Genomic DNA, 10873 nt, shown 5'->3' with positions numbered 1-10873 from the left:
GATTATTTTGATAGCCACGACATATAACACCCTGTTATATCGGGAAATTGACCGCTGAGACCAGCCTACAGTACTCGATAGAATTTCCGTGTTGCATACAGAGGGAAGATATATCATGCCAGCAGGAATTTCGAAAGGTATGTCTGGTTCAGAATTTCCGTCCTCGTGGGGTGATCCTCGATACGTCACCGCTATTGTCGGTGTGCTTGCCGTCGCCGCACTGTATGTCTATAGCGCCCTCGCGCAGTCTGGCCCAACAATAGGTGAAATCACGTTCGTCTTACTGGTTGTCCTCCTCCCAACCACAGTAGCCTATGAAGCCGCTCGTCGCTGGTGAACCACCTCGTTCAGTCCGCACGCTCTACGTACCAGTCACGTCAGGAAGGATAGATTGATCTCGACCTCTGGAGGGACTGTCTATGATCTCCTCTGTTAGTCCGTCTACAAGGTCGTGGCTGCGCGCGCAGCGACCGGAGGGAGCGAGCACGGAGCGGAGGGTGGGGTGGTGGGGCTTGGGTCTGGTCTGGCACCTAAAAAGAAAGAGACCGCTTCGCTCGCTATTCTTCCCACCACCGACCGCGCTCCGGGAATTCGATCCGCGACCACCCGGTCAGCGCGATTGAGCACCGACCTTCGTACCAGTTTTTCGCTGCCGCCCGGAACCGCACTGTCTGACCTTCACGCACCACCGTCTGCCCGGATTTCTCCCAGCAGGTGAACTTGATTTTCCCGCTGTCATCCGCTATCAGCCCGACTTGCTGGATACTCGTTGAGGAAGGCTCCCAAAGGGTCTGCACAGTTCCTTCGACCGTCACCTCCCCGACCGGGACGTCCGGCACATCCGCGATGGGCACGATTGCACCGGGGACCGCCTTCTGCTCCTCCAACGTCTCCAGCACCGCCTTCGTCACGTCCTGGCCGCGCTGCACCTTCTCGGCCAACTGCTTTGCGACGACTGCTCTCGACCAGCCGCCCTGCACTTCGTCGCTGATCCGCATCGCCTGCTCGTTGACCGCCGCGAGTTCCTCCTGCGTCAGCTTCTCTCGGGGATCCGTGCGCTCCACCGGTTCGGGCTCGTCTCGGCCACACTGCTCGACGACGACCTTTCGCGTCCGCTTCGCGCGTCCCTCCTGCTGACTGAGTTCCGCCTGGGCACTGATGTGCTCCAGCTCGGCTTCCCGGGCCTCGATGCGCTCTTCCTGTTCGAGGGTCTTCCCGAACAGATGATCCGGGCCTTCCTCGACCCGCGCGTCTGGATGGTTGGAATCGACTTTCGCCTGCACTTCCATGTCGACCGTCGCCCGGAACTCCAGGGTCTCGTCGACGACCTCGAATCCGTCCTCGTCGACCTCGACGTCATCGTGTTTCTCGAAAGCCTGTTCATCGACCGAAACCTCATTACCGAAGACGTTCTTACTCGACATTGGAGTTAGTACAGCTCCGAAGGCGCTCACGCGCCCGACACCGCGATGCTACAACATCGCGGATTTCCTCGACGACAACGACCGACAGACTCGTCTGCGCGCTCTCGCTCGCGCCTTCGCGAGCGCCCCCTGGGGCGCGAGCGAGAGCGCGCAAAAGGGAGGCCACCCAACCAGCACCGCGCGCCGACCCGCCCGGAGCAAGCGTCCAGCTTTAAGCCGTTTCTCGTGTCCGGCCCGATGTGCGGGTCCGTGTCCAGGGCGACGGTCGTGAGCACGGCGAGCCGTGGTGTGGCTCGCCGCGCGGAACGGCCCAAAGCGCTGGAACCCGAAAGCCCGCGAGGGGCGCAACCGAAAACGCGCTTAATGCTGGCGTCGAGACCAGATGCATTTTAGCCCGGAACGGGCGCGGGCGGTGCGGAGAGCGCCCGCACGCCCGGAATGGTCGGTCGCGAGCGACGCGGAGGGCGGCAGCGGCGAGCGGGGCGGGCCGTATCGTACCACACCAGCCAACCGGTAGAGTGCGCTTGCCCAACAACTCCGGGCGGGACTGAAAGGGGCCGGGCGCTCGACGTGCCCCGACGAGGCAAGCACCGCAGGGACGAGGCGCGCAGCGAGTCGCGGCCGGCGAGCGTTCGGGGGCTTTCGTAGTGGTCCCGATTGACGCTAACAGCTGTTTGTCTCTCCAGAAGACGTTTGACACAGCGTTGTCCACTGGTCACATGGTCCCGCTGACGCGTCGACAACTCCTCCGACAGACCGTGGCTAGCGGAAGTGTGCTGACTCTGGCCGGATGTACCGCCCCGAACGTTCCCGGTTTCTCACGTGGGAAGTCGGTGCCGAAGCCGTTCACGAACGACGCCTACACCGCGAGCTACACAACGTCTGGTCGCTGGCTCTTGGAAGGGCACGATGGCGGCCGAACCGGCTACGCGGCCTCCACAGTCCCACACGGCGACGTCGATGTCGCCTGGCTTCGGCGGCCAGGGAACGACCCACATGGCGCAACGGCGCCGGTCGTCGGCCCAGAGCGTGTCTACATCGCCTATGTCGAGGAGCCGGATGACGCCGAGAATTCGGAGGTATACCTCGCAGGGTTCGATGCTGAATCCGGCGAGCAGCAACTGGATGTACAACTTGAAACGGGCCGTGCAGTCGGTCTCGCACTCGCGGGTGACACGCTCCTGGCCGTCACCCGCGGCCCGGACTACGAGCAGGCGACGCTGACAGCTCTCGCCCGCTCCGATGGATCGACTCAGTGGACGGATACGATTCCGGACGTGACTGGGTCGCCAGCAGTTGTGGACGGAACGTGTTACTTGGCGACGCGAGATGAGGACAACGCGGTGTACGCCTACGCGCTGAATGACACCCAACGGTGGCGCACACCCATCGACGGGGAGTGCTACACGGCGACCTGTGCGGATCGCGACGGCGTCTACGTCGGATTAACTGATGGACGTATTGCAGCGCTCGATGCGACGACGGGTGAACCACGCTGGAGCAAACAGATCGCCACCCCTGAGGAGTGTTGTCCGGACATTCAGGGCACACCAACGGTCGCCGACGGCCGCCTATACGTCCCGGGAATCGCCGAGGAACTCGTCGCCGCCGATACCGCCGATGGAACCGTGCTATGGCGGACAACTGTCGTCGACGAAGACTATGGGAACGCGATCCCCTCACCAGTGGTCACAGCGGACACTGCGTACGTAAATACGTATCACGGAGGGCTGGTTGCAATCGATATCTCGGACGGGTCGGTTCGCTGGCGGTCGGCCGAGAGTGGGTACAATCAACCCCCCGCTGCCGGTGACGGTGGCGTAGTCGTGCCACAGAACGACTCCGTCGTTGCCTACGAAACGAGTGGCAACCCTGTGTGGGCGATCGATATCACCGTCCCAGACATCGGGATGGCGGGCTACATCATGGACACAGAAGTCGCACTGGCACATGGGATGTGCTACGTCGGAATCGCTGACAGCAGGATTTACGCGATTGGTGCCCGCGGATAGGATGAATCGTTCTTAGCAATTCAAAATCGACAATTGATAGATACAGAGAGGTGTTCATCACGCAGGGTTGTGATGAGGTACCCCCCAGAGCTGTAACTGAAGAAAGACAGATATCCGGCAACTTTCCTTATGAGAGGGCCATGAAGAGAAGACCCAATAACGGATAGATAGCGAGGTTAAGTAGCGTGAACGTGACACTGAATTCTCTAAACGGGAGTGATGAATGGGTCTGCTGCTTGAGATACCAGTAGAGTAGACTAGCTCCGAAAGCAAGTACGGGGATGTAAATCGCCCCCAGGATCGCAAAAATAACGATGAGGTTGCCCGTTTCGGGTAGTCCGTTGATAAGGGCTAGAATACCACCACTTGCGAACATAACCGAGATGTGTATTAGAAATACAGTGACTAGCAACTTGTTCTGAGTCAGTTCTAACGTGTTCTGCCATCGTAGAATCCTGACTGTTAGATAAGAAATGGCTAGCGGAACCACGAAAATACCGAGCGCAAACAGCTGTGGGTAGTCAAGAAGTGGAGGGGTTGTCATAGTATACTCATAGATGATAAGCAAGAAAAACTCTCTGAAGGTACAAATCGCTGTTTGACTTACTGGAAGAGGATTCATCGGCTCTGTCGAAATCCTATCGGTCAGATACTGTCGGTCGTGAAACAGCCGCTACGTAGATCTGCCACTTCCTGCGTTTGGGAGTGCTATCGGACGGGACAGTGCGTCGTTCCCGAGAAGGCCAGTATCACGCGCTTGCGGCTCGTTGCTTACGACGATGTTCCAGTCTCCCTGTGAAACCCGAAAGAGCGACGACGCCGACCCAGAGGAGGATGTACAGAGCGAATGGTGTTGGCACAGCAGATGGTGGACGAACTGGGCCCGCCAGCCACGAGCCAAGTCCTGAAAGGAGCAGGAATACAGCGACGGTGATCGCGGGTGATCTGACCTTCTCACCAACGTAAAACAGGACTGGAACGAATCCAAGGAGGAACATTCCAAGCAGGATATACGCTCCATTGAGTGGTTTGGTCATGAGCAGTTCCCACAAGTTATCGAACCAACGATTCCAGAGCAAAACAGCCACACCTGCGTGGACCAGTCCGCCAACCAAGCCGCCGATAATCGAGGTTCGTGTTACGATTGACTGCGTGGAGGTACGTGACATACTCGTCAGTTGACCACCGGGGCCCTTAGTACGATGTCTGGGCCAAAATTAATTTTGACAGACGAGAGTGTTGACCATCTATCTGTTCCGGGCCCACCACAGGACGACCAGTCCAAGGACGAACAGTCCCCCGAGAAGGAACTCCAGTCCCGGGAATGAGAGGAGTTCTAGTATCGTCAGCGTATCACCTGCACCACCAGGCTGTCCAAATGCCTGAAAGACGAACAGGAAGGCGGAGACGAGGAACAGAAGCCCCGTCGCGCCGACAAGTCGCTTCAGTAGGTCGAGGAATCCTGTTTTACGTTCCGTGGTGCCTACGAAGACGACGACAGGCTCGTCTGCAGGCGCATACACGTTCATCTCTTTGCCTTTCTCTGAGTACCGGGTATCAGCCACACGCACCACGCCAGCGTCTTCAAGATTGTCGAGGTGATAAGAGACGTTCTGAAGGGACAGATCGAGTCGGGCAGCAAGTTCAGAAGGGGGTGCTGGATCGTCGTAAATTGCGGTCAGGATACGCCGTGCCGTTTCCGACGAAAGGGCCTCAAATACGTTTGCTGTCTCATTTTCATCCACACCGAGAACTTGTATGTCGCCCTCTTGCTCGGCAGTCACGTCGTCAGTGGAGGGCAACAGAGACATACTCTCTTGTCCATCTCGTACTGTCATAAGTCCATTGTGTCCGCGTGATACAGCCTTCTCTAGTCAGTAGCCATATTCTGGAGATAGAGCTGTACTTGGAGTACGTCCGAGTAATGCGAGCGTCCAGCGGGTCGACATCCACTCCACACAATGGAAGCGTCCGCTCGCTAGCGTCGATAACGCTACGGCGGCACCTTGCGGGTTTGTGCGCTATTCGTTGGGCAAGACCGCGGCACCCTCAACGGGATGCCACTGGTGATCGTCCCACTGGAACCGCACGGGCCGTGCCGTCGGCCTGACTGTTGTGTTCGTTGCTCGTTCGAGCAATGTTCTCGAAGCAATGAGGTCGGCGTGGCCGTCGAAGCCACACGGACAGGTAAGTGTCTCTCGATGCCGGCGTGTTCGGTCCCGTTCGCCACATTCTGGACAGGTTTGGGACGTCCACGCCTCCGAGATTGCTTCTACGTCGATTCCGTACTCTTCACAGACTGATTCGAGTCTATCAATACACTGCCGATGCGCCCAGAAGGTCCGTGCTTTGAGGTTCGCCTCTACCGACCAGTACTCACCGAGCACTCCGGTGAGATCGCCGTGGTAGAGCGTTGTAATACCAGCTTCGTCTAACCGTTCAACTACGTTACGGAGGAGCGCGTTCACCGCATGATCGCGCCGCCGAGAGCGCTTGCGATAGAGACGCTTGATTCGCTGACTGGAGTGTTGTCCGTCAGGGAGTTTCGTCTGGGCGGCGCCGATCTCCGTGGTCGTTTTTCGGAACTGCTCGAACGGGGTTTGTCCACTGTAGAGATACTGCTCCTCGGTCGTTGTCGTACAGGCAACGAGCACGTTTGCGCCGAGATCGAGTGCAGCGGCCTCAAAGCCATCTGATCTGCTCTCTTCGACGCCGTCGATGGTTACGGATTGATGCACACGGTACGTTTCTTCGACTGAGTCGTACGAGATTTCGAGGCGGCCAGCGTCTCCACACCACTTTGGATCGCCCCGAACCGGTAGCCGAAGCCGCTCGTACATCCCGAACCCGTACTCGTCTTTGAGGTCCATTCCGATGGGTATCTCCAGTCGTGAGCGCTCGTTCCACTGGAGCGTGTATGCGTCGTTTCGAACGTAGGTCCGGAGTTCTCGACCATCGTCTCGATTTCCCCAGTAGCCGGGTGGACTCGGGTCGTATTCTGGCTCGTCGAGAAGCTCGAAGAAGGACCGCCACGCGGTATCGTTCACGCGAGCAATCTGTTGGGTCGTCGCACCGCCGAGCACGTCGACATACTCGTCGTAGTAGCCATCGCACTCCCAGACACTCTTTCCTTCGAAGAACTGCTGTCGGCGGTCGTAGGTGAGTGTGTTCCAGAGGCTTGCCGAGACGTCTAGCACCCGTGCGAGAATCTCTTCTGTCGTCTCGGACCGGGGAACGATATCGAAGGTATCCGTTCGTCTCATGTGTGATTCCTCTCTGGTGAAGGCCCGATCACGTCGCGCCCCCGCCCGTTACGGGCGCAAAAAAACACAGCACGAAAGTCGGGGTGTATCATCGGTCGTTGCGTCCCCACATCCGTGGGACGAACCCGAGCTGTTCGATGTCGTCGGCGTAGTCACGAAGGAGTCCGACGAGAACGATCTCGGGAACACCCGCTTCGGCTTGGTCGACCAACCACTGCTCCAGTTCGTCTTCGGCCTGCTCAACCCCGTCAAGGTCAACCGCCATCTTGTCGATCCTCCTCTGAGTGACGATACGCCTGTCGCTGGTGGTGTTGTTCCATCAGAAATCACCTAGTCCTATGCAGGCGTGTTCAAGTCGCGCCTGCACCCATTGCAGGCGCTAAAAACCCTATCGGCGTGGTCAGTAGAGGGCAGGTCAGATATCGATCTGCCCGCTCGTGTCCGGCCCGATGTGCGGGTCCGTGTCCAGGGCGACTGTCGCCGAGAACGCGCGCCGCGGTGTGGCGCGCGACAGCGCAGGCGGCACCAAGCGCTGGAACGCGAAAGCCCGCAAGGGGCGCAACCGACGGGGATACCCGCTGGCGCCGAGGGCACATGCATTTTAGCCCGGAACGGGCGCGGGCGGTGCGGAGAGCGCCCGCACGCCCGGAATGGTCGGTCGCGAGCGACGCGGAGGGCGGAACGCGGCGAGCGGTGCGGGCCATAACGGACACACCTGTCCACCCAGCCGCGACACTCAGCGACCCAACTACTGCCCTGGCGGACTCAGAAAGGGCGAGGCCGTCTCGGTCACCGGGAGAGCCTGCTCTCCCGAGCTAACGGGCGGCGCGCCGCCCGTGAACGGCCGAGGGCCTTCATCGTGTTGCTCACCCAGCAACTTCAGCTGAGTCAGTCATACTTGTTGCGAGATAGCGAAGTTATTTAAATATCGGTTCGTATCTATGCAACAGATGCTTACCGAAGGCGAGGTTCGCGCGCTTACCGTCCTTCACGGTGAGCAGACAGTCTCCGAATTTGCGACCCAGCTGGACCGCAGTCTCAGCTACACGTCTGAACTTGTCGATCGTCTCGAAGCGACCGGACTCGTCGAGACGCGTCGACAAGGGAAAACAAAGCAGATCCGGCCATCGGACGCGAAAGCACTCGAACTCCTCGCAGACATCACCCAAGAGTATTCGCACATCGACTGGCCTGAACTGTTGTCGGGTGCGACGCTCCGCGTTCTCTACTATCTTGAAACACCGCGGGTCGTAATGGAGCTCGCGCGCCGGGCCAACATTCACAGAAGTACCGTCTATCGCGCCCTCGATCCACTTCAGCATCGAGGGATCATCTACGAAACTGACGAGGATGCATATGTGCTGAACGAGGGATTCGAACAACTGAGTACGCTTGCTCGGGAACTCGTTCATCACGACCATCGCCAGACCGTCGAACAACACACCGACACCTACACGATTCTCTGGGAGTCACTCGACGAGTTCCTCGTCCAGACCGCAGATGAGATTACCGCCGAGGACTTCCTTTCGACGGGGCCAGAGCGTTTCCAGACCTACGACCTGCCCCTTCTGGCCCGCGACCGTCGGTACTATTTCCATTCAGAGACGATGAATGATCTCTCGCCGGCGAAGCTGTGCTGTCATATGCTCGTGATCGATTCGGGCGCACGTACCCAGTCATACTGTCTTCTCCTGCTCAGCCACGTTGACGTCGACCGTGACGAACTGCGTGACCAGGCCACAAAGTACGGCGTCGACGATCTCGTCGAGGACTTGCTCACGTATCTCGACACGAGTGGTGAGGAGCGGGCATCTCGACTTCCCGAGTGGGAAGTGTTCCAAGAATTGGCTGAGGACTACGGGGTGTCAGCATGAGGGCGCGATTCGACAGTTCGTACATTCGGTCGGAACTCGAGCGCATCGGCGAGCAGCTAGACGACCCGCTCACTGTCTTCTTGATCGGCGGTGGGGCAATGGCGTTCCAGGATCTCAAGACCACTACCAAGGATATCGATCTCATCGTCGCATCCGGTGATGACCTCGGGCAGCTCCAAGCAGTACTGCTCGAACTTGGTTACGATATCGTTCGGGAACCGGACGAAGAATACGAAGCGCTCGGTGCTCAGCGAATCCTTGAGAATGACGACGGGTGTCGAATCGACATCTTTCACCAGCAGGTAATCGATAAACTGGTTCTTTCTGACGGGATTCGGAAGCGTAGCGAGCGGTACCTCAACCCCAGCAACTTGGTGGTCGAACTCGTGAGCCCAGAGGACATCTTTCTATTCAAGGCGGTCGCCGGACGGGTGGACGATATCGAAGATATGTTTTCGCTGCTGCAGACTGACCTCGATTTCGACGTCGTCGAAGCAGAACTCGCCGCGCAGATCGACCTCTTGGACCAAGAGCTATTCGTAACATACGTGAACGAGGCGTTGGCCGATCTCACCGAGCAACACAACGTGAGGACACCCCTGCATGAGCCGGTCGCGGAGATTACAGAGCGCGTATACGAGGAACTCGAAGTGCTTCACGCCCTCGACGAACCGAAATCTATGCCTGCCCTCCAGCAGGAACTCGATTACACCACGGTTGAACTACAGGATATCGTGAGTCGTCTCGAGGAGAAAGACGCAGTCAAGGGAACCGCTGATCGCATCGAGCGTCTTTCGACGACGATCTGACGGCGAGGGATACCGGAATCTGTGGCGTAATGCCAAGCGGTGCGGCTTATTGGATACTTTCCCTATCCCTGGATAGGAGACCCCCCATTAGTCGCGGTCAAGCGCGACGTCGACTTCGTCAACGAGGTCCTCCATGGAAACGGTGTAAGCGTCGGCAACATGTCTCACTCAACGAGATGCTCATCGAGGTCGTGCGTCCAGTACGTCGCGGGCCCGCCAGGACTACATCGCGCACACAGCTGCAGCGGCCCCTCGAGATGGCCGAGTTCCACACGGAAGCGCGTGAGCGCCGCGAGGGCGTCGACGACGAGCCCACAGCCATCGCAGGCGTCGCGATCGCGCTCGTCGGGATCCGGCTCCATCTGGATCGCGCAGTCGACGCAGATGGGGTGGGTGACCCGCTCATCTTCCCCCCATGTGTGGGCCTCGCCAGTCTCGGTGCTGGGCGGAGCGTCGCAGAACGCACACCCTGTAAGCGTCTGCTGCATTACTCCGCCTCCGCGTCGGCGTCGCGGCCGGCCGTCCAGCCACGGTGGAAGACGGCCAATTGCGTCGTCGAGTCGAAGGTAGTAACACTCGGCTCGTGAACGAGAACGCGATCCTCGGGAACGGGTGTGACGACGTCCGCGTCGATGAGGTCGTCGACTAGGCTGCGGGCCGTTGCGTCGTCGACGTCCGCGGTCGCGACGCTCGCGGCGTCACGGTCCTGTGCGAGGAGTTCGGTTTCGAGCTGTTCGTGGTCGGCACTCGTGTCGTCGTGAGGATCGGGACCAACCATGGTGAATCACGCCGCGCACGCTCTCGCGCGCTGCACGCCTCCCGGCGCCGATAAACAGCCCAGTCGGAGGGCGTCAGTCCGACCCTGGGTCGCGGTACTCGAAAACGGCAACGTCGCGGAGGGATAGGGCGGTGGGCGTGGGTTGAGGGCATAAATTCTGGCAACGTCATTAACCAACACTTCGACAGAACTGGTCCCGAGTGTTGGTTAAGAGTGTGGCCTATGGAGTCCGGAGTTCCTGAACCGGCTTCACGGTGAACGTGTCCGGCTCGCTGGCTGCTGCTTCTCGTGTGCGTTCCGCTTGTGAGGCTGCCGACCGGGTGAGCTGGGTGACGAGTTCGTCGCGAACGATCTCCCGAGGAACGGTTGTCTCGTGCCAGCCCAGCCGGGCGTCGAAGTGCCGCTTTTGGAACTGCTCGCTGACGTCGTCGACGGCGACGTACTGCGTGTGGTTTGTCCCCCGGACCTGGTGGGTGACGACGACTGCCCCCACGTGCTCGTGCGTCAGCTCGATTAGGGCACACTCCACGAGCGCGACGAGCGACGCGTGATCGCGGTCGTTCGGGATCGCCACCTCGAGGTCTGCCCACGGAGCCTCCCCGTCGGAGTTGGTTGCTGCTTGCTGTACCGTCTGCGTTTGGGTCGTACGTTCCGAAGCCATCGTCTATCGGGGGCACGTGATGTACCCCGCCGCCCCCTGGCGGGGGTGACAG

At 59.4% G+C, this 10873-nt stretch carries 11 protein-coding genes; 3 read left to right on the top strand and 8 right to left on the bottom strand.

What is annotated here, in order from left to right; translation table 11 throughout:
* Positions 1-557: 557 nt before the first annotated feature.
* Positions 558-1424: a DNA-binding protein gene (locus KZ498_RS22605; RefSeq protein ID WP_312621792.1), complete on the bottom strand. Its 867-nt coding sequence runs from the start codon at positions 1422-1424 to the stop codon at positions 558-560.
* 833 nt (positions 1425-2257) lie between these two features.
* Between KZ498_RS22605 and KZ498_RS22600 the strand changes: the two genes are divergently transcribed.
* Complete coding sequence (locus KZ498_RS22600) at positions 2258-3436, top strand: PQQ-binding-like beta-propeller repeat protein (protein WP_312621791.1); 1179 nt, start codon at positions 2258-2260, stop codon at positions 3434-3436.
* 127 nt (positions 3437-3563) lie between these two features.
* On the opposite strand, the gene KZ498_RS22595 is transcribed toward KZ498_RS22600, so the two are convergent.
* From KZ498_RS22595 to KZ498_RS22580, 4 genes are all read right to left on the bottom strand, one after another.
* Positions 3564-3980 carry a hypothetical protein gene (locus KZ498_RS22595; RefSeq protein WP_312621789.1) on the bottom strand — a complete coding sequence of 139 codons (417 nt, stop codon included), beginning with the start codon at positions 3978-3980 and terminating at the stop codon, positions 3564-3566.
* A gap of 703 nt (positions 3981-4683) precedes the next feature.
* Positions 4684-5247 (bottom strand): helix-turn-helix domain-containing protein, encoded by a 564-nt coding sequence (locus KZ498_RS22590; protein WP_312621788.1) that lies wholly within the window; start codon positions 5245-5247, stop codon positions 4684-4686.
* A gap of 210 nt (positions 5248-5457) precedes the next feature.
* A complete protein-coding gene (locus KZ498_RS22585) occupies positions 5458-6699 on the bottom strand; it encodes a transposase (protein WP_312621787.1) in 1242 nt (413 codons plus the stop codon).
* A gap of 88 nt (positions 6700-6787) precedes the next feature.
* A complete protein-coding gene (locus KZ498_RS22580) occupies positions 6788-6964 on the bottom strand; it encodes a hypothetical protein (RefSeq protein WP_312621786.1) in 177 nt (58 codons plus the stop codon).
* A 685-nt stretch (positions 6965-7649) separates the two neighbouring features.
* Here KZ498_RS22580 and KZ498_RS22575 point away from each other — a divergent pair.
* The gene (locus KZ498_RS22575; protein WP_312621795.1) at positions 7650-8573 is read left to right on the top strand and encodes a helix-turn-helix domain-containing protein; all 924 of its coding nucleotides are present in this window, start codon (positions 7650-7652) and stop codon (positions 8571-8573) included.
* Positions 8570-9382: a DUF6036 family nucleotidyltransferase gene (locus KZ498_RS22570; protein WP_135806887.1), complete on the top strand. Its 813-nt coding sequence runs from the start codon at positions 8570-8572 to the stop codon at positions 9380-9382. Before KZ498_RS22575 ends, KZ498_RS22570 begins: the two co-directional genes overlap by 4 nt.
* Before the next feature lie 164 nt (positions 9383-9546).
* On the opposite strand, the gene KZ498_RS22565 is transcribed toward KZ498_RS22570, so the two are convergent.
* The 3 genes from KZ498_RS22565 to KZ498_RS22555 all read right to left on the bottom strand — a co-directional run bounded on the left by KZ498_RS22565 (position 9547) and on the right by KZ498_RS22555 (position 10821).
* Positions 9547-9870: a hypothetical protein gene (locus KZ498_RS22565; RefSeq protein ID WP_135806888.1), complete on the bottom strand. Its 324-nt coding sequence runs from the start codon at positions 9868-9870 to the stop codon at positions 9547-9549.
* On the bottom strand, positions 9870-10160 hold the full coding sequence (locus tag KZ498_RS22560; protein ID WP_049983725.1) for a hypothetical protein: 291 nt from the start codon (positions 10158-10160) through the stop codon (positions 9870-9872). The genes KZ498_RS22565 and KZ498_RS22560 overlap by 1 nt, the downstream gene beginning before the upstream one ends.
* A 220-nt stretch (positions 10161-10380) precedes the next feature.
* Positions 10381-10821 carry a hypothetical protein gene (locus KZ498_RS22555; RefSeq protein WP_049983724.1) on the bottom strand — a complete coding sequence of 147 codons (441 nt, stop codon included), beginning with the start codon at positions 10819-10821 and terminating at the stop codon, positions 10381-10383.
* Positions 10822-10873 lie beyond the last annotated feature (52 nt).

It is taken from the genome of Haloarcula sp. 1CSR25-25 (assembly GCF_032027985.1).
Taxonomy (GTDB): Archaea; Halobacteriota; Halobacteria; order Halobacteriales; family Haloarculaceae; genus Haloarcula.
Note: the sequence above shows the minus strand (reverse complement) of the source record. Positions and strands in the feature narration are given on the sequence as shown.

Bases quoted from the DNA above. Each gene is read 5' to 3' on its own strand.
- KZ498_RS22605 (WP_312621792.1), bottom strand. From the start codon at position 1,424: ATGTCGAGTAAGAACGTCTTCGGTAATGAGGTTTCGGTCGATGAACAG.
- KZ498_RS22595 (WP_312621789.1), bottom strand. From the start codon at position 3,980: ATGACAACCCCTCCACTTCTTGACTACCCACAGCTGTTTGCGCTCGGT.
- KZ498_RS22590 (WP_312621788.1), bottom strand. From the start codon at position 5,247: ATGTCTCTGTTGCCCTCCACTGACGACGTGACTGCCGAGCAAGAGGGC.
- KZ498_RS22585 (WP_312621787.1), bottom strand. From the start codon at position 6,699: ATGAGACGAACGGATACCTTCGATATCGTTCCCCGGTCCGAGACGACA.
- KZ498_RS22580 (WP_312621786.1), bottom strand. From the start codon at position 6,964: ATGGCGGTTGACCTTGACGGGGTTGAGCAGGCCGAAGACGAACTGGAG.
- KZ498_RS22575 (WP_312621795.1), top strand. From the start codon at position 7,650: ATGCTTACCGAAGGCGAGGTTCGCGCGCTTACCGTCCTTCACGGTGAG.
- KZ498_RS22570 (WP_135806887.1), top strand. From the start codon at position 8,570: ATGAGGGCGCGATTCGACAGTTCGTACATTCGGTCGGAACTCGAGCGC.
- KZ498_RS22565 (WP_135806888.1), bottom strand. From the start codon at position 9,870: ATGCAGCAGACGCTTACAGGGTGTGCGTTCTGCGACGCTCCGCCCAGC.
- KZ498_RS22560 (WP_049983725.1), bottom strand. From the start codon at position 10,160: ATGGTTGGTCCCGATCCTCACGACGACACGAGTGCCGACCACGAACAG.
- KZ498_RS22555 (WP_049983724.1), bottom strand. From the start codon at position 10,821: ATGGCTTCGGAACGTACGACCCAAACGCAGACGGTACAGCAAGCAGCA.